This is a genomic window from Streptomyces sp. NBC_01224 (assembly GCF_036002945.1).
Taxonomy (GTDB): domain Bacteria; phylum Actinomycetota; class Actinomycetes; order Streptomycetales; family Streptomycetaceae; genus Streptomyces.
Map to the genome: position 1 here is coordinate 8,014,168 of NZ_CP108529.1, position 18,956 is coordinate 8,033,123.

Here is an 18,956-nt window from a genome sequence, read left to right on the forward strand (position 1 = left end):
AAGCCAGGAAGCGGAGCCATCGTGACCCCAGCCAGCGCCCCTGCCACAAGCGCCGCTGCGGTCGGCGGCCGCTCGCTCGACCACCCTGCGCGGGACGAGATCCGCATCGAGGCAGTGCTCCACGCACTCTCCGACCCGATGAGGCTGCGCGTGGTTCGCGAGCTGGCCGCCGCCGATGCCGAGCTCACCTGCTCCCGCTTCGACCTGCCGGTCTCCAAGTCGACGACCACGCACCACTTCCGGGTGCTGCGCGAGAGCGGGATCGTTCAGCAGATCTACCGCGGCACCGCCAAGATGAACGGGCTGCGCCGCGACGATCTGGAGGCGGTGTTTCCCGGTCTTCTGGACAGCATCCTCGATGCCGCGAACCGGCAGGTGCAGCGCATCGGCGAGGACCGATAGCCTCACGATCCGCCCCGGTCGCCACCCTCCGCGGCGCTGAGCAGCCCCGCCCAGTCCGGGATCTTCACCGGCCCCCGGCCGAGCGACCGGCCGAGCGCCGCCTCCGCCCGCTCGATGGACAGCCAGCCGTCCCACTCCACCGGGCGCAGTCCCCACGCCCGCAGCGCGGCCACGGGATCGGGCGCCGACGGGCGCCCGGCGAGCAGCGTGGCGTCATCGAGCAACGATGCCACCGTCTCCTTCGCGCACGACCGGTTCGAACCGATCACTCCGGTCGGCCCCCGCTTGATCCACCCGGCGACGTACTCCCCGGGTGACGGCACCCCGTCCCGCAGTACCCGCCCCGCCAGATGCGGCACGGTCCCGCGCGCCGGGTCGAACGGCAGGCCGGGCAGCGGCAGCCCGCGGTAGCCGACTGCCCGCAGCACGAGCTGGGCGTCGATGTCCTCGTACGTACCGGCGTCGCGCACGCCCCCGCTGCCGTCCGGAACGGTACGGGCGAATCGCACCCCGGCCACCCGCCCGTCCCGCTCCAGCAGTTCGACGGGGCGCAGAAAGAACCGCAGGTGGATCGTGCGCAGCGGGTCTCCCTCCGCGCCTGCACCTGTGGGGCCGGCCGCGGCCCATCCGCGCAGCACCTCGACATTGCGTCGAGCCGCCGCCGTCAGGAGTGGTGCGTTCGGTGGTGAGGACAGGGCCGGCGCCGACCGGGGGGACGGATCGACGTACGCCGGGTCGAGAGCCAGCTCCGCCTCGTCCACCACCACCCGCGCCCGCGGCAACGCGCTCAGTTCCCGCAGCTCCTTGGTGGTGAACCGGGCCTGGGAGGGGCCGCGCCTGCCCGCCATGTGGACCTCGTGCACCCGGCTTCCGGCCAGCGCGCCGAGCGCCCCGTGCGGTACGTCGGTGGGGCGCAGCTCCTCCGCGCTCCGGGCGAGAATCCGCGCCACGTCCACCGCCACATTGCCGACCCCGATCACCACGACCGAACGGGCCTGCAGCGCAAAGCTGTTGGCGGCGGCGTCGGGGTGTGCGCTGTACCAGGAGACGAACTCGGTCGCGGAGCAACTGCCGGGCAGATCCTCGCCGGGGACGGCGAGGCCGCGGTCGGTCGCCGCCCCGACGCAGTACACGACCGCCTGGTAGAGCTCGCCGATCCGCTCGGACGGGATCCCGTCACCGCCCACCTCGACATTGCCGAGGAAGGTGATCCGCTCGTGCTCCAGGACGGTCCGCAGACTGTTCTGCAGCGATTTGATCTTCTCGTGGTCGGGGGCGACGCCGTAGCGCACCAAGCCGTACGGGCAGGGGAGCCGGTCCAGCACATGGACCCGGACATCGGGCACCCGGTCCTGCTCGACCAGGGCCTGGGCGGTGTAGACCCCGCTGGGACCGGAGCCGACGACGGCGACACGGAGCACGGCGCACCTCTTTCCCGCAGGATGACTCCAGCATGGCACCGGTGGCCGGGGCAGGGGAGAGGCGCGCCCGGGAGCCGTCAGGACGACATCGCGCGCATTCTGTCGATCTCCACCGTCTGCTGGGCGACGACGTCCCCGGCCATCTCCTCGACCTGCACATTGTTCCCCTGCGAGAGCACGTCCGTCGCCATCGTGATCGCTCCCTGATGGTGTGTGGTCATCAACTTCAGGAAGAGCTTGTCGAAGGCCGCGCCGTCCGCCGTCCGCAGCTGATCCAGCTGCGCCGGGGTCGCCATTCCGGGCATCGCCGAGTGATCGTGGCCGCTCCTGCGCTTCTCTCCGCCATTGTGTGTGAGCCACCCCTCCATGGCACCGATCTCCGGCTTCTGGCCTGCGGTGATGCGCTCGGCGAGCCGCTTGACCGCGGTGGAGTCGGAGCGGGTGGGGACGAGGCCGGTCAACTCCAGCGCCTGGGCGTGGTGTTGGATCATCATCTGCACATATCGGAAGTCGGCCGAGTTGGGGGTGTCGTCCCCGGCGGCCTTCGCGGCCTCCTCGGCGGACAAGGTCCGCGCGGGCTCTCCCGGTTTCCCGGGCGCCACAACCGAAGACCCCCCGCCTGCCTGCGCCTTCGTACGGTTGTCACCGCCTCCCTCATCACATGCACCCAGGGCGAGAACGGCGGACATGACGGCCACGGCGAGAACAGATCTGCGTACACACATGGTCCGACGGCGGATCAACAAGTGGACCTCCATTGCCATATGGGGCGGTTGCGAACCGTCCTAACACGCTTCCGCACGACAGCGATCAGAAACTTTCATTACGTCTCTGTTGCCATCTGTTGGGATACCCGTGAGGAGGACGATACTGCCGGTGTCCGTGAACCGTTCAACTACGTACGGATGCATGGGAGGACGCAGTGATTTCGTTGCACACGAGCCCGGCGCGGCGCAGACGTCTGGGTGTGGCCGTGGCAGCCGCCGGGCTGCTGGCCACGCTGCTGACGGCCGGCCCCGCGGCCGCAACGCCCGACCCCGGCGATACGGCCACCGCCCGTACCGATGTCTCCGCCGCCCAGGAGGCCGAAGCCGCGGCCGCCATCAGCAGCGGCGAGATACCCGGCGTGGACGAGATCGTCCACAGCAGCAACATCACCCATCTGGCCAATGTCCCGAAGGACGCGCTCAAGGGACTGAACACGGACCTGGCCTTCCAGGGGAAGTACGCCTTCGCAGGAAACTACGACGGCTTCCGGATCTACGACATCAGCAATCCGAAGTCCCCGAAGACGGTCGCCCAGGTTCTGTGCCCCGGATCGCAGAACGACGTCTCGGTCTCGGGAAACCTGCTCTTCCTGTCCACCGACTCCTCGCGCAGCGACAACTCCTGCACCAGCACCACCCAGCCCGCCACGGAGAAGTCCTCCTGGGAGGGCATGAAGGTCTTCGACATCAGCGACAAGCGCAACCCGAAGTACGTCGCCGCTGTCGAGACCGCCTGTGGATCGCACACCCACACGCTGGTCCCCGAACGCAAGAACGTCTACGTCTACGTCTCCTCGTACTCGCCGAGCGAGACGTTCCCGGACTGCCAGCCGCCGCACGACGGGATCTCCGTCATCAAGGTGCCGCGCAACGCACCCGAGAAGGCCGCGGTCGTGAACTTCCCGGTGCTCTTCCCGGACGGTGGCAACCCGGGCGCCCCCACCAACCCGGGCGTCTCCAAGACGACCGGCTGCCACGACATCACGGTGCTGCCCTCGAAGGACCTGGCTGCCGGTGCCTGCATGGGCGACGGTCTGCTGTTCTCCATCAAGGACCCGGAGAACCCGAGGATCATCGACCGGGTGCAGGACAACGTGAACTTCGCGTTCTGGCACTCCGCGACGTTCAACCAGAAGGCCGACAAGGTCGTCTTCACCGATGAACTCGGCGGCGGTGGCGCAGCCACCTGCAACGAGGAGATCGGCCCCAAGCGCGGCGCCGACGGCATCTACGACATCGTCGGCAAGGGAGACCACCGCAAGCTGGTCTTCCGCAGCTACTTCAAGATCGACCGTCCGCAGGCCGACACGGAGGTCTGCGTCGCCCACAACGGTTCGATCATCCCGGTCAAGGGCCGCGACCTGATGGTCCAGGCCTGGTACCAGGGCGGGGTCTCGGTGTGGGACTTCACCGACTCCTCGAAGCCGAAGGAGATCGGCTACTTCGAGCGCGGCCCCGTCAGCACGGACGCGGTCACCACGGCCGGCCCCTGGTCGGCGTACTACTACAACGGCTACATCTACTCCAACGACATCGCCAAGGGCTTCGACGTCCTGAAGCTCGACGACCGGCGGACCGACCCGGCGAAGCGGGTGCGGCTGGACGAGCTCAATGTTCAGACGCAGCCGGACTACTTCGACCGCTGATCCGGCCGGTTCATCCGATCGGCCGACGCCATCCGGCTCCACCGCGCACCGAGCGCGTCCCGCCGGGCGGATCCCTCGCCCGGCGGGACGCCGCAACCGACGCCTGCGTCAGGCGGCCGTCCTGGCGCTCCCGCCGGTCGCCGCGGCCCATTCCACGAGCAGCCTCTGATACTGCTCCTCGTCCTCCGGGGACAGGCAGCCGCCGGAGCGCTGCCACAGGTCACGGATCTCTTTGTTCACCACGGCGGCAGTACGCACGGAATCGGAGGAGCACGGAGAACGGGACATGCATACAGGCTAAGGCCCCGATGTGACAATCCGACCCATTGGGCGTCAGGGACATCTCTCACATGTCTCTCAGGCAACGCCCGGCGTCAGTCCCAGCATCCGCAGCCCATCCGGCCGCTCCTCCACCGGGAGATGCTGCACAAAGCGCACGTCACAGCCCAGCGCCGCCGCCCCGCCGTCCGCGAGCCGGTCGTCGCCGACCATCACCACATCCGTCGGGTCCTGCCCGATAAGTGTGCAGGCCGTGTGGAAGAGCTGTGTGTCCGGCTTCTGGACGCCGTGCTCGTACGACAGGACGTAGGCGTCTATCAGGGCGTCCAGGCCGTGTGCCCGGAAGACCGGCCGCAGGTCCCAGCCGATGTTGCTGACTACACCGATACGGGTGCCGCTGTCGCGCAGTGCACCGAGCACCTCCGCCGCGTCCGGGTAGGGCTGCCAAGCGGCAGGTGATCTGTGCCGCTCGTACAGCGCGTCGTACAGCCCCGGATCCGGCAGGGCCACCTGCCGGGCCAGTCCCGTGTACGCCTCCCGGTGGAGTTCCGCGCTCTCGTCGCGGGTGGCCCACACGGAGGCGAGGCGGGCAGGAACGTGCTGGGGAGGCGGGCCGCCCGGCAACGCCCCGGCGGCCTCGAGCGCCCGCGCGTACCGTTCGAAGTCGGCCGCTCCCACCGTCACCTCCCGCTCGGCGAGGACCGCACGCAACCAGGACCGGACCGATTCGACACGGAAGAGGGTCCCGGAGAAGTCGAAGAGCACACCCTTGATCTGCATGGACGCGATCCTTCCCGGTTCAGGGGCGCCGCGGCAAGGCCGGGCTGCTGCGCCCCTCGTACCTGGCGAACCCGGCGACGGAGAACCCGACCAGGGCCGCCCCCAGCAGCCAGCCGCCCAGGACATCGCTCATCCAGTGCACCCCCAGGTAGAGCCGGGTGACGCCCACCCCGACCACCGAGACCCATGCCGCCACCAGCGCCGTCCGCCACATCCGGGGTTCCGTACCGTGCCGTCGCAGCAGCCAGAGCAGCAGACCGCAGGTCACCGTCGCCGTCATCGCGTGACCGGAGGGAAACGCCGCGTAGTGGGCGGAATCCACCGGGTCCGGCCAGTGCGGCCGCTCCCGGCCGACCGCGGCCTTCAGGCCTTGTTGCAGGAGAGTCGACAGCCCGCTCGTCACTGCCACCCACACCGCGAGCGCCCGCGCCCCGCGCCACCACAGCACCACCACGGCCACCGCGATCAGGGCGCGCATGGTCCATGGATCCCACACCCAGTCGGTCAGGATCCGGTTCGCGTGGACGAGCCCGGGTTCGGTGACCGCCCTTCGGTGCAGGGCGTCCGCGACCGTACGGTCCAGCGTCATGAGCGGCGACCAGCGTACGGCGACCAGGATCAGCAGGACCAGGGCTGCAGAGGCGCAGACCACGGCTGTGCCGAAAGGCGTGACGCCGGAACGGGTGCGGGCCTGTGGGGCGAGTGGCGGGGATGGCATGGGGTGATCTTCGCGGACGATCCGCACACCCGGCTATCCCAGTGCGCTGAGTCCCGGAATGAATGCCACCAGAAGCGGAACCACCGGTACCAGGGCGGCCGCCGCGGTCAGCCGGAGCCGACGACCCGCGGTGAGCCGCTCCACCGGGGTCAGCAGCCGGTTCACCCGCAGCGGCAGCTGAGCGTCCGGCGCCGGGCACGGGCCGAACACGCCACGGTCCTCGTTGAGTTCCACCAGGGCCAGAGCGATCGTCAGCCGTCCGAAGCGCCTGGACGCCACATCGTCCGCGGCCAGTTCGACCAGCCGGTGCATCTCGTCGCGGAAGGCCGCGAACACCGGCACCTGCGGGAACCCGATCGCGAGTGCGCCGGAACAGTGCAGCAGCCAGTCGTGCCGGGCCCTCGCGTGTCCCTGCTCGTGGGCCAGCACCGCATCCAGCTGACGGCCTTTCAGGCGGCCAAGTGCCGCCGTGGTGATGACCAGTTGAGGAGCGGATCCCGGTAGCCACCAGGCATCCGGACGCTCTCCCTCCAGCACGACGAGCCGACCGCTGCCAGGCTCCTCGCCGGGCATCAGCGGGGAACGCACCAGCAATTCGGTACGCCGTCGCCTGCGACGCACCTGGGCCCGGTGGATTTCCCGGGTCAGCATCGCCGCGGTCCACACCCCTCCGAGCGCCAGCAGCACGGCCATGGCCGCAGACCACCGCCCGTGCCCGCCCAGTGCATACGCCTCCACCACGGCACGCGGCGCCGGTGCGAACACATGTCCGCGCACCGCCTGCCAGGCCGCGGCCGCACTGAACGTCATGGAGAGCGCGAAGGAGAGGAGCACCCCGGCCACCACGCACTGCCAGACCCACAGCGCAACGACGGGCTCGCGCTCCGGCCAATCCGCCCGCGCCATCAGACGTGGGGTCACGACGGCGGCCAGTGCACCGAGCAGCAGCAGCGCGAGGGAGACCAACATGGCGTCAGCCTATGAGCGGTGCGGCAGCCGCGGGTATGGCTGCGCACGGCAAGTGATGCACGCCACGGTTTGGCCTGCCCCCTGTCTCACAGAGTGAGCAGCATTGCGAACATGGCTATCCCCATGGTCAGCCGACAGGCGAGAGCCAGCTCGGGCCAGGCACCCCAGCCGCCCCCGACCGGCCCGCCACCGCTCCCCGCCGGGGTGGCCACCGGTATCAACCGGGCTCCCGAACGCAGCACATACACCGCGTAGTAGGCCAGCAGCAGTCCGGTCAGCAGAGGTATGCCCCCGGCCGTCACCGCGACATCATGGCCCGTGTGTCCGCCGTGCTCGCCGTGCGCCCCTCCACCGCCCGGTGCCATCGCCACCGCCATGTAGACCATCGCCGACGACCCGACCAGATGGTGCAGATGGTGCGTGCTGCGCCGGGAGAACCACAGCGCGCGCAACGAGGCCGCACCGAACAGCACCGCGTACACCATCCACCCCCACACAGGTGGTGTCACGACGGCGGCCGGCACGGCCATGGCGGCCATGCCGAAGCCCATCAAAGCCTCCGCACGCGCCGTCCTGCGCCCCTCCCCGGTCTCTCTGCGCGTGCGCAGCAGGCAGTACGCGCCCGTCACCCCGCACAACACCATCAGCAGCCAGCCGGACATCGCCGGTCCATGCACAGCGCACCCCCCTGGACGTACGACGTCGGTCCCTCTTAGTCGATGCCCGGGCCCAGGCCGTCGTACGCGGCGCACTGAGGTACACGGGGAGCGCGCGGAGGGGGTGTTCCCTGTCGTGCCGTGTGCTCCCGCCCGGCGATGGGAACAGCCCGCCGGAGGCTCCGCTCTCTGGGCGGAGATCCCGACGCCACCGCCACCGCCACCGCCACCGCCCAGCCGACCCGCCGCGCGGCTTACTGATCGTTTCCGGCCCCGGGTTCTTTGCAGTGGACGGCTTCCGCCACCACCCGCGCCTCGCGTTCGCGGACCACGACGGCAGTCTGGACAAAGCCCTGCCCGTGCTCGTCGACTGCGCCCAGGGAAGCCGCGCCGCGCACTGACGGCGCACCGGCACTTCTACGGGCGGTAGCGCAGTGGATGGTCCTCCGGTACTTCCACCACGACGATCCTGTGCCCGTCCGGATCGCGGATCCACATCTCGACGAGCCCCCATGGCTCGCGCACCGGCGGCCGCAGCACCTCGACGCCACGGGCCGACACCTCCTCGTGCGCCGCCCGGACGTCCGCGACCTGCAGCCACAGTTCGAGGCCGGGCACCGGAGGTGCGGTGGCGCGCCCGGAGACCTCCAGGAAGCCGCCGCCGAGGAAATAGACCGTGCCCCGCTCGGGGCCCGTGCCGAACTCCCGGTAGACGGGCAGCCCGAGGGACTGGCCGTAGAAGATCCGTGACCGCTCGGGATCGGCCGGACGCAACAGGATCCGGCTGCTCAGCACGTGAACCATGCGTCAAACTCTAGGTCCGGAACGCGCGGGATACGCTGCTTCGGCACGGCCACAGCAGAGAAACGGAGAGCAATCACCATGGACATAGCCCCTGCCCAGGACTCGGGACAGCTGACCTTCCGCGACGCGGCTGACGCCGATGTGCCCGCACTCGTGACGCTGATCGAGTCGGCGTACCGCGGGGACTCCAGCCGGGCCGGATGGACCACCGAGGCGGACATCCTGCAGGGGCAGCGGACCGACCCGGACGGTGTCCGCGAGGTCGTCGAAGCGCCCGGCAGCCGACTGCTCGTGGTGGAGCGCGACGGTGCGCTCATCGCCTGCTGCCAGCTCGAACACCGCGGTGACGCCGCCTACTTCGGGATGTTCGCGGTCCGTCCCGAGCTGCAGGGAGCCGGCCTCGGCAAGGTGATCATCGCCGAGGCCGAGCGCACCGTCCGGGAGAGCTGGGGGGTGACCGAGATGCACATGACCGTGATCTCGGTGCGCGAGGAGCTGATCGCCTGGTACGAGCGCCGCGGCTACCGCCGTACGGGAAAGCTCAGCCCGTTCCCGTACGGCGACGATCGCTTCGGCCTTCCGCAGCGCGACGATCTCGCGTTCGAGCTGCTGATCAAGGACCTGGTCTGACCGGGCAGGCGATCAGGCGGTGAAGCGGCCGGCGCGGCGGATCTCCGGGTAGTCGGTGGTCGCGCCGTCCAGTCGCAGGGCGCGTACCAGCCGCAGATGGTCCTGGGTGTTCACCACCCAGCCGATGACCTTCAGCCCATCGGCGTGCGCCTGCTCGACCACCTCCAGGGTGAGGCGGCGGATGTTCAGTGCCAGCGTCGCCGCGCCCACCGCCTTCGCCCGGTCCACCACATCGCTGCGCCAGCGGCTCGCGATGAGTACGGTCCGAACCCCCGGCACCAGTTGGGCGATCTCGGCGACCGCCTCGTCGTGGAACGACGACACCTCGACCCGGTCGACGAGACCGCGTCGCAGCATCACTTCTGCCAGGGCGCGGGCCGCGGCCACATCTTTGATCTCCGCCTGAACGGGGGACCGTACGGCGTCGAGCACCTCCTCGAAGACCGGCACGCGCTCGCCCTGCCCGGCATCGAGTTCGCGCAGCTCCGACAGGGTCTTCTCAGCGATCGGACCGCTGCCGTCCGTCGTACGGTCCACGTCGGCGTCGTGCATGACGGCCAGCGCGCCGTCCTTGCTCAGATGAAGGTCCAGTTCGATGGCGTCCATCCCGGCCTGCTCCGCATGGACGAACGACCGCAGGGTGTTCTCCGGCTCGACACCCATCACTCCGCGATGACCGATGGTGAGAAAAGACAAGGCAACTCGCTTCCGTCGACGGCGTCTTCCCGCGTGCGGCTCCTACCCACGAGGCGCTACGGCATTACGGCAATTCGGCAGCCTAATGGCCCACCCCCGAGAGAGAACCGCTCGGACGAGGGGGAGTGGCGCCGTGTCCCTGGACGTCGGCGGCACCGAGCAGAAACCCGGTGATGACGGCTGCGACAAGAACGGCACGGATACTCACGCGGCGGATCTCCAGAGGTGGCGCGAAGGGCGGATGCCGTCCGTCCTACCGGCAGACGGCCGTGCCGGGCGAGCTGTGTCACTCATGCGTGGGCGCGCCCTGCATGGTCTGACCGCTCATGTGTGCGAGGCCGGGCGGAGCGGCAGTCTCCGCGAGGGGTCCGGCCGACGGAAGCGTTCGCAGGGAAGGTTCAATGCAGGAAGAATCGCGGTGACCATGGGGGGTCGGCAGGATAATTTTCTGAGCCCCACTTGTCCGAAGGAACCGCGGATGGATACGGTTGCTTGACGCGAGGTTCTCCTGTGGAGGAAGAGTTATGACGGAAATTCTTGTGCACGACGTTGCCGCAGGTGACATACCTACGGACCGGCGGGTGGTCGATCACCCCGCCTGGCCCGCGCTCAAGAATGCCGTGGAGGAGATCCGCCCCTGGCAGTCGAAGGACGGTTCCATCGACTTCGACGCCGAGGGCGCGCCGTCCCGGGCGGCTGCCCGGGCGACGCTGGATCGCGTGATCGTCGCGATCGAGGAGCTCTCCCCGCTGCTTCCGCATGACGACGCCTACCACCGTGCCCTTCTCGTGGACCTGCGTCGCTGGGCCACGGACGGCTTCGGCGTGCCGGACTTCCTCGACTCGCTGCTCGCCTTCCAGCCGGCCAAGGGCCGCACCGACGGGCTCCAGCACCTGGTCGTCTTCGCGATGTACACACAGAACGGCAACCCGGACCGCAACCTCGAAGCGGTCGTGCTGCGGATGGTCTGGCCCGAGTGGCTGGCCGAGCTCGAAGCCACCCGCTACGACAACCCGTTGTTCTGCGGCATCACCTTCGAGGGCTTCACCTCGGGATACGACACCAACTCCGCCGTGCTCTTCCCGGAGACCGTCGCCGTGCGCGAGGCCCCCGAGCGCTTCAGCTGGGGCGGAATCTTCTGTGACCGCGAGGCCGCCCGCTTCCGCCGTGTCACCGAGGCGTCGGTCGATCTGCTCGGCGTCGAGCTGCCCGACGACATCCACGAGATGATCGGTGACCAGCAGCGCTGCGAGCAGGCCTTCGTGCTCTGGGACATGGTCCACGACCGGACGCACAGCCACGGCGACCTGCCGTTCGACCCCTTCATGATCAAGCAGCGCCAGCCGTTCTGGATGTACGGGCTCGAAGAGCTGCGCTGCGACCTCACCGCCTTCAAGGAGGCCGTGAAGCTGGAGGCCGACGGCTTCCCGCAGGGCCGCGATGTGCAGTACGCCGTGCTGTTCGACCGGATGTTCCGCTTTCCCGTCACCGGCGAGCGCGTCCGCAACTACGACGGCCTCGGCGGCCAGCTGCTCTTCGCGTACCTCCACAAGCACGACGTGATCCGCTGGACCGACAACAAGCTGAGGATCGACTGGGACCGTGCCCCGCAGGTCACCAATCAGCTCTGCACCGAGATCGAGAAGCTCTACCGCGACGGCATCGACCGCCCCAAGCTTGTCCACTGGTTCGCCGCGTACGACCTGGTCTCGACCTACCTCGCCCCGCACCCGGGCTCCCGCTGGGCCAAGGGCCCGGACGCGCTGGATCTTTCCCAGCCGCCGCGGAAGCTCGTCGACGACGTGCTTCCGGACGAGTTTCCCCTGAGCATGTTCTATGAGGCACTCTCCAAGAAGCTGAAGAACGTGATTGCCTCGACCAAGGGGATCACCGCCGCGGATGCCGAGCGGGCAGCCGCGTGAGCGCCGGGCATAAGGAGGCGGTGGCCATGAACGGAAACGGCAAGGGCAACGGGAGTGGTGCTCTCGAAGGCGCCGTGGTCGCGGTCGCCGGGGCCGCGGGCCCGGCCGGCCGGGCCACCCTGCTGAGGCTCGCCGAGGCCGGTGCGACCGTCGTCGCCTCCGACGCCGATGCCACCCGCCTGGCCGAGGCGGTCGACGCCGCCCGCTACGCCCACGGCGGAGCCACGGTCACCGGTGACACCGTCGACCTGCTGGACCTCGCTGCCGCCCGCGAATGGGCGGACAAGACGGAGAAGGAATTCGGCCGGATCGACGGCCTGGTCCACCTCGTCGGCGGCTGGCGCGGCAGCGCCACCTTCGCCGAGACCGACCTCGCCGACTGGAACCTGCTCGAGAAGCTGCTGATCCGCACGGTCCAGCACACCTCGCTGGCCTTCCAGGAGGGCCTGCAGCGCAGCGACCGGGGTCGCTATGTGCTGATCAGCGCGGCCGGGGCGAGCAAGCCCACCGCGGGAAACGCGGCCTATGCCGCGTCGAAGGCGGCGGCCGAGGCCTGGACGCTCGCGCTCGCGGACTCCTTCCGTAAAGCGGGGGGCGACGAAGGGCCCAGGACCGCGGCTGCGATCCTGATCGTCAAGGCACTGGTGCACGACGCGATGCGCGCCGAGCGCCCCAATGCGAAATTCGCGGGCTTCACCGACGTCAAGGAGCTGGCCGATGCCATCGCCGGCGTCTGGGACCGGCCCGCCCCGGAAGTGAACGGAAAGCGCCTGTGGCTGACCCCACAACCGTAAGGACCGACGCGCGACGCCACCACGACCCGCAGGTACGCGGCTTCGCCAGTGACAACTACGCCGGCACGCACCCGGAGATCCTCGCGGCCATCGCCCTTGCCAACGGCGGTCACCAGATCGCCTACGGCGAGGACGACTACACCGAGCATCTCCAGCGCGTCATGCACAGTCACTTCGGCCCGACCGCCGAAGCCTTTCCGGTCTTCAACGGAACCGGCGCCAACGTCGTCTCCCTCCAGGCGATGACCGACCGCTGGGGCGCGGTGATCTGCGCCGAGTCCGCTCACATCAACGTCGACGAGGGCGGCGCCCCGGAGCGGGTGGGCGGCCTCAAGCTGCTCACCGTGCCCACGCCGAACGGCAAGCTCACGCCGGAGCTCATCGACCGGCAGGCGTACGGCTGGGACGACGAGCACCGCGCCATGCCGCAGGTCGTGTCGATCACCCAGAACACCGAACTGGGCACGGTCTACACACCCGACGAGATCCGCGCGATCTGCGATCACGCGCACGGCCACGGCATGAAGGTCCACCTGGACGGGGCCCGGATAGCCAACGCCGCGGCTTCGCTGGACGTACCGATGCGTACGTTCACCAATACCGTCGGCGTCGACGTCCTCTCCTTCGGCGGCACGAAGAACGGGGCGATCTTCGGCGAGGCCGTGGTCGTCCTGAACCCGGACGCCGTCCGTGCCATGAAGCACCTGCGCAAGCTGTCGATGCAGCTCGCCTCGAAGATGCGCTTCGTCTCCGTACAGCTGGAGGCACTGCTCGCCGGAGACCTCTGGCTGCGCAACGCCCGGCACGCCAACGCCATGGCCCAGCGGCTCGCGGAGGGCGTGCGTGCGGTGGACGGCGTGGAGATCCTCCACCCCGTCCAGGCCAATGCCGTCTTCGCCCGGCTGCCGCACGAGGTCAGCGAGCGGCTCCAGAAGCGCTTCCGCTTCTACTTCTGGGACGAGGCCGCCGGTGATGTGCGCTGGATGTGCTCCTTCGACACCACGGAGGATGATGTCGACGCATTCGTCCTTGCTCTGAAGGAAGAGATGGCGAAGTAGCCATAACTGAATAGGTATGCGGTCGATCGGAAAAGTATTGACATCCGGTCGACCGCTTACCTATGTTCGGCGGCCATGGAGCTGATCCAGCAAGTACCGGAACTTTCCGCCTACCTCGCCGCCGATGAGGCCATCGATCACGAGCATTCGCTGGTACAGGATACGGTCGCCGGTCTCCGCAGTAATACCACCGACGCATACACATATGCGGCCGCCGCCTACGCCTTCGTGCGTGACACCATTCCGCACTCCGCCGATTCGGGCGACATGCGGGTCGCCTGGCGCGCCTCCGACGTCCTCGCGACGCGCAACGGTATCTGCCACGCCAAGTCCCACGCTCTGGCCGCCCTCCTCCGTGCGGCGGGCATCCCGACCGCCCTCTGCTACCAGGGGCTCGGCGAGCAGAACGGGGATCCGGGCCCCGTGCACGGGCTGATCGCGGTTCGGCTGCCCGGTCGCGACCGCTGGGACCGTCAGGACCCCCGGGGCAACAAGCCGGGCGTCGACGCCCACTTCTCGCTCGACGAGGAGCGGCTGGCATGGCCCATCCGCCCGGAGTTCAATGAAGTGGACTATCCAGTACTCTATGCGGCACCACATCCGGCGGTACTGCGCGGCCTCCGGTCCGCCGAGGACCGCCCCCAGCTGTGGCGCACTCTCCCCACTGCGCTCTGAGATCCCGTCCCGAGGCGAGGCAGCCGACGGCCCTGGCTTTCGCCGTCTCCGACGACGTACGTACCCTCGCCCCCGGCTTCAGTCACCTCGCCGTCGAAGCGCGCGGCCCGGTCAACGGCCCCAGCAACGACGACAGCTCGGCCCTGCTGGACCGAGGCGACCGCCGCCCGGCCGAGCGGCTCGACGGCCGGGCCCCGCACGAGGACCCCCACCTTGCCGCCTGGCGCGACGCCTACACCGCCTTCGGCGCCAAGCCGTCCCGTACCCGCAACTCCGCCGAAGCTCTGGCCCGGCGCGCGCTCACTGCCGCCGGGCTGCCGCGCATCAATCTCCTGGTCGACCTCTACAACGCCATCAGCGTCGCCCATTTGATTCCGGTCGGCGGCGAGGACACCGACCGCATCAACGGCACCATGCAGCTCGTACGTTCCACCGGCCAGGAAACCTTTCGCCACCGTCGCGGGCGGCGAGGAGGCCGTGGAGCATCCCGAGCCCGAAACTCGAAGCCGCAGGCGCCGAACTCTCCGAAGGGCTGGAGAGGCTGAGCCCCGGGGTGCGGATCACCGTCGGCACTGCGGAGTGATCTTTCGGTCGTGACCGTGAGCCGGCCGCGTCAGCTCTTCTCGCGCACCTCGGCGGGCGTCGGAGCGGTACCGCCGAGGTGCGAGGGCACCCACCAGGTGTCGCTCGCGTCCTTCGGGCGCACGGGATAGGCGCGCTGAGCCGCTTCGAGGAGCTCTTGGGCCCGCTCCCGCAGCCGCCGGGTGATCGCGCCCGCGTACTGGTCGGTGGGTGCCTCCACCGGCTCGCCGACCCGGATCGTCACCGGAATGTGGTTGCGCTTGAAATTGCGCGGCCGGCCCTTGGTCCACAATCGCTGCGTCCCCCACAGCGCCATCGGGATCAGCGGCACGCCGGCCTCCTGGGCCAGCCGGGCGGCGCCGGACTTGAAGCTCTTCAGCGTGAACGACTCCGAGATCGTGGCCTCGGGGAACACGCCGACGATCTCGCCGGAACGCAGCGAGGCAAGGGCGTGCGCATATGCGTCCTCGCCCTGCTTGCGGTCGACGGGGATGTGCTTCATGCCGCGCATCAACGGGCCCGAGACCGTGTGCCGGAAGACCGATTCCTTCGCCATGAAGCGGACGAGACGCTTCTGCGGCAGCGCCGCGAGCCCGGTGAAGATGAAGTCCAGATAGCTGATGTGGTTGCTGACCAGTACCGCGCCACCGGTCTTCGGGATGTGCTCGGAACCCTGAGTGTCGATCTTCAGGTCAAGCGCCTTGAAAAACGTGCGAGCGGCGCCGATGACCGGCCGATAGACGAGTTCTGCCATCTGGAGAAGACCCTTCTTCAGCGCCTGAGGAGGGTTCTCCCGGCGGAAGTTACGCAGCCGTAGGTTTGCGGCATTGCGCCGATCGTGCCCCATGCGCGACGCGGTGGCCAGTCTCCGAGGGCGTGGGCCGCGAGATTCTCGTCACGTGGGACCGCCGGGAATGTCTTGGTACCCGGTGGCGCTGACCCCTTGCGAAGAGCTCTGACAGGAGGCCGAAGGTGGATGGGCAGACACGGGCGGGAACGCTGGACGCGGCCCAACTCGGCGCGGAATTGGGGGAGCGGGCAACCCTTGTGCAGTTCTCCAGTGCGTTCTGTCAGCCCTGCCGGGCCACCCGCCGCACCCTCGTCGAGGTGGCGCGAATGGTGGACGGCGTCGTCCATGTCGAGATCGACGCCGAGGCGCATCTCACTCTCGTGCGCGAGCTGGAGATCAGCCGGACACCGACCGTGCTGATCCTCGACGCCACCGGCCGGATCGTCCGCCGGGCCGTCGGGCAGCCGCGCACCGTCGACGTCGTCGCTGCACTGGGACGGGCGATGTGACGGACCGTGATGCATCTCCCACATTGCGGAACGCTCTTGACTGCCCCCACCACGCATCGTCAGTCTGACGCTATGCCGCCAGAACTCCTTCTCTACGGGCGGGTCCATGTGGATCTCGCCCGAAACGCGAGTGCGCGCTGTCCGGGTGCCTGAGCAACCACGGCCCCGTACGCCTCCTCCGCAGAAGGACACCTCCATGACGGCTTCGCCCGAGCTCGGCACCTCCCGCACGGCATCCCCCGAACTCCTCCGCTCGGTCTTCCGGCAGCACGCCGCCGGTGTGGCAGTGATCACCGCCGCAGGTGACCGGCCGGTCGGCTTCACCGCGACCTCTCTCAACTCCGTCGCCGCCGAGCCGCCGCTGATCTCCTTCGGTGTGGGAACCTCGTCCTCCAGTTGGCCGGTCGTGGCCGAGGCCGAACACATCGGCGTCCACATACTCGGTGAGCACCAGCAGGAGCTGGCCGCCACCTTTGCCCGCAGCGGCGCCGACCGGTTCGGCCCGTCCACCTATTGGCGCAGTGGGCCCGAAGGTGTGCCGGTGCTCGACGGTGTGCTGGCGTGGCTGGTCTGCCGCGTGGTGGCCCGGGTTCCGGCGGGGGACCACCGGATCGTGATCGCGGAGGCCGTGGTCGGCGACCCGGCCGGAGGCGGTCGCCCGCTTCTGTATCACCAGGGCCGTTTCACCGCTCTGCGGGACTGAGAACTCCCAAGCGGCACAAGGGCGCCGCACGTTGGCCAGATCACAGTTCCAAGCGCTTGCTCATGGGTAAAACGCTGGGTGTACTGGCTAGTAATATTTCCTTCGGAGCGTCGGTCGCCCCGACCGGAAACCGCCCCATCGGGCGCCTATGCTGCGTGCAACAAGGCAGCCCAGAAATGACGATGCAGTAGGAGAGCCGGCGTGAGCTTGAGGATCGTTGTCTGTGTGAAGTACGTGCCCGACGCCACCGGCGACCGGCACTTCGCCGATGACCTGACGCTGGACCGTGAGGATGTCGACGGTCTGCTGTCGGAGCTCGACGAGTACGCGGTGGAGCAGGCGCTGCAGATCGCGGACGGTGCGGACGGTGCGGAGATCACTGTGCTGACGGTGGGTCCGGAGGATGCCAAGGATGCGTTGCGCAAGGCGCTGTCGATGGGTGCGGACAAGGCTGTTCACGTCGAGGACGACGATCTGCACGGCAGTGATGTGATGGGCACGTCGCTGGTGCTGGCGAAGGCGATCGAGAAGACGGGTTACGACCTGGTGATCTGTGGCATGGCGTCGACGGACGGCACGATGGGTGTGCTGCCGGCGGTGCTGGCGGAGCGTCTGGGTGTCCCGCAGGTGACGCTGTTGTCGGAGGTGTCGGTCGAGGGTGGCACGGTGACGGGCCGCCGGGACGGCGACACGGCCTCGGAGCGGCTGGAGGCGTCGTTGCCGGCGGTGGTGTCGGTGACGGACCAGTCGGGTGAGGCGCGTTACCCGTCGTTCAAGGGGATCATGGCGGCGAAGAAGAAGCCGGTTCAGTCGCTGGACCTGGAGGACCTGGAGATCGAGGCGGGCGAGGTCGGTCTGGCGGGTGCCTGGACCGTGGTGGATTCCGTGGCGCAGCGTCCGGCCCGTACGGCGGGCACGATCGTCAAGGACGAGGGTGAGGGCGGCAGGCAGCTGGCCGAGTTCCTGGCCGGCCAGAAGTTCATCTGACCCCCCTGTTTGTCCCCCGTAGTTTCTTCGCTACTCGCAGGAGATTGAAGTCCCATGGCTGAAGTTCTCGTTTATGTCGATCACGTGGACGGTGCCGTCCGCAAGCCGACCCTGGAGCTTTTGACGCTGGCGCGTCGTGTCGGTGAGCCGGTCGCGGTGGCGCTCGGCAAGGGTGCCGCCGGTACCGCGGGGGTGCTGGCGGAGCACGGTGCGGTGAGGGTTCTGACCGCTGATGCGCCGGAGTTCGCCGACTATCTGGTCGTGCCGAAGGTCGACGCGCTGCAGGCCGCCCATGCCGCCCTGTCTCCGGTGGCGGTGCTGGTCCCGTCCTCCGCGGAGGGCAAGGAGATCGCGGCCCGTCTCGCGGTCCGGATCGGGTCGGGCGTCATCACCGACGCCGTCGACCTGGAGGCCGGTGAGCAGGGTCCTGTCGCCACGCAGTCCGCGTTCGCCGCGTCGTTCACCACCAAGTCCCGTGTCTCCAGGGGGACCCCGGTCATCACGGTCAAGCCGAACTCGGCTCCGGTCGAGGCCGCTCCGGCGGCGGGCGCGGTCGAGACCCTGGCGGTGTCGTTCTCCGCGCAGGCCACCGGCACGAAGGTGCTGTCCCGCACGCCGCGCGAGTCGACGGGCCGTCCGGAGCTGACCGAGGCCGCGATCGTCGTCTCCGGCGGCCGTGGCGTCAACGGTGCGGAGAACTTCGCGGTCATCGAGGCGCTGGCCGACTCGCTCGGCGCGGCCGTCGGCGCCTCGCGTGCCGCGGTCGACGCCGGCTGGTACCCGCACTCCAGCCAGGTCGGCCAGACCGGCAAGTCCGTCTCCCCGCAGCTGTACATCGCCTCCGGCATCTCCGGCGCGATCCAGCACCGCGCCGGCATGCAGACGTCCAAGACGATCGTCGCGATCAACAAGGACGCCGAGGCCCCCATCTTCGACCTCGTCGACTACGGCGTCGTCGGCGACCTCTTCCAGGTCGTCCCCCAGCTCACCGACGAGGTCAAGTCCCGCAAGGGCTGACCCGCCGCCCAGCCGCACCCCCCTTCTTTTCCGACGGTCCGGGGCCGCGTGGTGTGAACTCACCGCGCGGCCCCGGAGCGTTTCCGATCACCATTGACGCAGATCCGGCGGCCTTATAACTTCACTATACGGATTGTTGATTCCGGGAAGC

The 18,956-nt window shown here is 69.1% G+C and carries 21 protein-coding genes and 1 pseudogene; 12 read left to right on the forward strand and 10 right to left on the reverse strand.

The genetic code is table 11. The annotated features are described in order from the left end of the window. The first annotated feature begins 21 nt into the window (after positions 1 to 21). The gene (locus tag OG609_RS36360) at positions 22 to 402 is read left to right on the forward strand and encodes an ArsR/SmtB family transcription factor (RefSeq protein ID WP_327276715.1); all 381 of its coding nucleotides are present in this window, start codon (positions 22 to 24) and stop codon (positions 400 to 402) included. A 2-nt stretch (positions 403 to 404) separates the two neighbouring features. On the opposite strand, the gene OG609_RS36365 is transcribed toward OG609_RS36360, so the two are convergent. Next, positions 405 to 1,823, reverse strand: a complete 1,419-nt coding sequence (locus OG609_RS36365; protein WP_327276716.1) for an FAD-dependent oxidoreductase — start codon at positions 1,821 to 1,823, stop codon at positions 405 to 407. Between the two features lie 77 nt (positions 1,824 to 1,900). Then, complete coding sequence (locus OG609_RS36370; RefSeq protein WP_327276717.1) at positions 1,901 to 2,587, reverse strand: DUF305 domain-containing protein; 687 nt, start codon at positions 2,585 to 2,587, stop codon at positions 1,901 to 1,903. Positions 2,588 to 2,745: 158 nt separating this feature from the next. Between OG609_RS36370 and OG609_RS36375 the strand changes: the two genes are divergently transcribed. Further along, on the forward strand, positions 2,746 to 4,236 hold the full coding sequence (locus OG609_RS36375; RefSeq protein WP_327276718.1) for an LVIVD repeat-containing protein: 1,491 nt from the start codon (positions 2,746 to 2,748) through the stop codon (positions 4,234 to 4,236). A 108-nt stretch (positions 4,237 to 4,344) separates the two neighbouring features. Here OG609_RS36375 and OG609_RS36380 read toward each other — a convergent pair whose 3' ends face one another. From OG609_RS36380 to OG609_RS36405, 6 genes are all read right to left on the reverse strand, one after another. Continuing rightward, entirely contained in the window at positions 4,345 to 4,524 is a 180-nt protein-coding gene (locus tag OG609_RS36380; protein WP_093894798.1) for a hypothetical protein, read from the reverse strand. 69 nt (positions 4,525 to 4,593) lie between these two features. Further along, positions 4,594 to 5,295, reverse strand: coding sequence for an HAD family hydrolase (locus tag OG609_RS36385; RefSeq protein ID WP_327276719.1), 702 nt, complete (start codon positions 5,293 to 5,295; stop codon positions 4,594 to 4,596). 19 nt (positions 5,296 to 5,314) lie between these two features. Continuing rightward, a complete protein-coding gene (locus OG609_RS36390) occupies positions 5,315 to 6,013 on the reverse strand; it encodes a phosphatase PAP2 family protein (protein ID WP_327276720.1) in 699 nt (232 codons plus the stop codon). A 33-nt stretch (positions 6,014 to 6,046) separates the two neighbouring features. After that, entirely contained in the window at positions 6,047 to 6,982 is a 936-nt protein-coding gene (locus OG609_RS36395) for a M56 family metallopeptidase (RefSeq protein ID WP_327276721.1), read from the reverse strand. An 86-nt stretch (positions 6,983 to 7,068) separates the two neighbouring features. Beyond that, positions 7,069 to 7,659: a DUF5134 domain-containing protein gene (locus tag OG609_RS36400; protein ID WP_327276722.1), complete on the reverse strand. Its 591-nt coding sequence runs from the start codon at positions 7,657 to 7,659 to the stop codon at positions 7,069 to 7,071. 396 nt (positions 7,660 to 8,055) lie between these two features. Continuing rightward, a complete protein-coding gene (locus tag OG609_RS36405; protein ID WP_327276723.1) occupies positions 8,056 to 8,442 on the reverse strand; it encodes a VOC family protein in 387 nt (128 codons plus the stop codon). A gap of 78 nt (positions 8,443 to 8,520) precedes the next feature. Between OG609_RS36405 and OG609_RS36410 the strand changes: the two genes are divergently transcribed. Next, the gene (locus OG609_RS36410; protein ID WP_327276724.1) at positions 8,521 to 9,072 is read left to right on the forward strand and encodes a GNAT family N-acetyltransferase; all 552 of its coding nucleotides are present in this window, start codon (positions 8,521 to 8,523) and stop codon (positions 9,070 to 9,072) included. Between the two features lie 12 nt (positions 9,073 to 9,084). Here the strand turns inward: OG609_RS36410 and OG609_RS36415 are convergent, their stop codons facing one another. Then, a complete protein-coding gene (locus tag OG609_RS36415) occupies positions 9,085 to 9,735 on the reverse strand; it encodes a glycerophosphodiester phosphodiesterase (RefSeq protein WP_327278303.1) in 651 nt (216 codons plus the stop codon). Positions 9,736 to 10,292: 557 nt separating this feature from the next. Between OG609_RS36415 and OG609_RS36420 the strand changes: the two genes are divergently transcribed. The 5 genes and pseudogenes from OG609_RS36420 to OG609_RS36440 form a co-directional block, all read left to right on the forward strand. Then, the gene (locus OG609_RS36420) at positions 10,293 to 11,690 is read left to right on the forward strand and encodes a DUF6421 family protein (protein ID WP_327276725.1); all 1,398 of its coding nucleotides are present in this window, start codon (positions 10,293 to 10,295) and stop codon (positions 11,688 to 11,690) included. A gap of 26 nt (positions 11,691 to 11,716) precedes the next feature. Beyond that, positions 11,717 to 12,484 carry an SDR family NAD(P)-dependent oxidoreductase gene (locus tag OG609_RS36425; protein ID WP_093894808.1) on the forward strand — a complete coding sequence of 256 codons (768 nt, stop codon included), beginning with the start codon at positions 11,717 to 11,719 and terminating at the stop codon, positions 12,482 to 12,484. Then, a complete protein-coding gene (locus OG609_RS36430; protein ID WP_327276726.1) occupies positions 12,463 to 13,542 on the forward strand; it encodes a threonine aldolase family protein in 1,080 nt (359 codons plus the stop codon). Before OG609_RS36425 ends, OG609_RS36430 begins: the two co-directional genes overlap by 22 nt. A 75-nt stretch (positions 13,543 to 13,617) precedes the next feature. Continuing rightward, positions 13,618 to 14,217 carry a transglutaminase domain-containing protein gene (locus OG609_RS36435; RefSeq protein ID WP_327276727.1) on the forward strand — a complete coding sequence of 200 codons (600 nt, stop codon included), beginning with the start codon at positions 13,618 to 13,620 and terminating at the stop codon, positions 14,215 to 14,217. A gap of 32 nt (positions 14,218 to 14,249) precedes the next feature. Then, positions 14,250 to 14,709: pseudogene (locus OG609_RS36440) on the forward strand (B3/B4 domain-containing protein); the annotation flags it as partial. A gap of 121 nt (positions 14,710 to 14,830) precedes the next feature. Here the strand turns inward: OG609_RS36440 and OG609_RS36445 are convergent. Further along, positions 14,831 to 15,553, reverse strand: coding sequence for a lysophospholipid acyltransferase family protein (locus OG609_RS36445; RefSeq protein ID WP_327276728.1), 723 nt, complete (start codon positions 15,551 to 15,553; stop codon positions 14,831 to 14,833). A 218-nt stretch (positions 15,554 to 15,771) separates the two neighbouring features. Here OG609_RS36445 and OG609_RS36450 point away from each other — a divergent pair, with 218 nt between their 5' ends. From OG609_RS36450 to OG609_RS36465, 4 genes are all read left to right on the forward strand, one after another. Further along, complete coding sequence (locus tag OG609_RS36450) at positions 15,772 to 16,098, forward strand: TlpA family protein disulfide reductase (RefSeq protein ID WP_327276729.1); 327 nt, start codon at positions 15,772 to 15,774, stop codon at positions 16,096 to 16,098. Positions 16,099 to 16,294: 196 nt separating this feature from the next. Next, entirely contained in the window at positions 16,295 to 16,801 is a 507-nt protein-coding gene (locus tag OG609_RS36455; RefSeq protein WP_093894813.1) for a flavin reductase family protein, read from the forward strand. 201 nt (positions 16,802 to 17,002) lie between these two features. Beyond that, positions 17,003 to 17,788, forward strand: coding sequence for an electron transfer flavoprotein subunit beta/FixA family protein (locus tag OG609_RS36460; protein ID WP_327276730.1), 786 nt, complete (start codon positions 17,003 to 17,005; stop codon positions 17,786 to 17,788). Between the two features lie 54 nt (positions 17,789 to 17,842). Then, positions 17,843 to 18,805 (forward strand): electron transfer flavoprotein subunit alpha/FixB family protein, encoded by a 963-nt coding sequence (locus OG609_RS36465; protein WP_327276731.1) that lies wholly within the window; start codon positions 17,843 to 17,845, stop codon positions 18,803 to 18,805. Positions 18,806 to 18,956: the final 151 nt, after the last annotated feature.

Excerpts from the sequence above, each read along its gene's own strand:
- OG609_RS36370 (WP_327276717.1), bottom strand. The coding sequence starts at position 2,587 with ATGGCAATGGAGGTCCACTTGTTGATCCGCCGTCGGACCATGTGTGTA.
- OG609_RS36380 (WP_093894798.1), bottom strand. The coding sequence starts at position 4,524 with ATGTCCCGTTCTCCGTGCTCCTCCGATTCCGTGCGTACTGCCGCCGTG.
- OG609_RS36385 (WP_327276719.1), bottom strand. The coding sequence starts at position 5,295 with ATGCAGATCAAGGGTGTGCTCTTCGACTTCTCCGGGACCCTCTTCCGT.
- OG609_RS36390 (WP_327276720.1), bottom strand. The coding sequence starts at position 6,013 with ATGCCATCCCCGCCACTCGCCCCACAGGCCCGCACCCGTTCCGGCGTC.
- OG609_RS36395 (WP_327276721.1), bottom strand. The coding sequence starts at position 6,982 with ATGTTGGTCTCCCTCGCGCTGCTGCTGCTCGGTGCACTGGCCGCCGTC.
- OG609_RS36405 (WP_327276723.1), bottom strand. The coding sequence starts at position 8,442 with ATGGTTCACGTGCTGAGCAGCCGGATCCTGTTGCGTCCGGCCGATCCC.
- OG609_RS36410 (WP_327276724.1), top strand. The coding sequence starts at position 8,521 with ATGGACATAGCCCCTGCCCAGGACTCGGGACAGCTGACCTTCCGCGAC.
- OG609_RS36415 (WP_327278303.1), bottom strand. The coding sequence starts at position 9,735 with ATGGGTGTCGAGCCGGAGAACACCCTGCGGTCGTTCGTCCATGCGGAG.
- OG609_RS36420 (WP_327276725.1), top strand. The coding sequence starts at position 10,293 with ATGACGGAAATTCTTGTGCACGACGTTGCCGCAGGTGACATACCTACG.
- OG609_RS36425 (WP_093894808.1), top strand. The coding sequence starts at position 11,717 with ATGAACGGAAACGGCAAGGGCAACGGGAGTGGTGCTCTCGAAGGCGCC.
- OG609_RS36435 (WP_327276727.1), top strand. The coding sequence starts at position 13,618 with ATGGAGCTGATCCAGCAAGTACCGGAACTTTCCGCCTACCTCGCCGCC.
- OG609_RS36445 (WP_327276728.1), bottom strand. The coding sequence starts at position 15,553 with ATGGCAGAACTCGTCTATCGGCCGGTCATCGGCGCCGCTCGCACGTTT.
- OG609_RS36455 (WP_093894813.1), top strand. The coding sequence starts at position 16,295 with ATGACGGCTTCGCCCGAGCTCGGCACCTCCCGCACGGCATCCCCCGAA.
- OG609_RS36465 (WP_327276731.1), top strand. The coding sequence starts at position 17,843 with ATGGCTGAAGTTCTCGTTTATGTCGATCACGTGGACGGTGCCGTCCGC.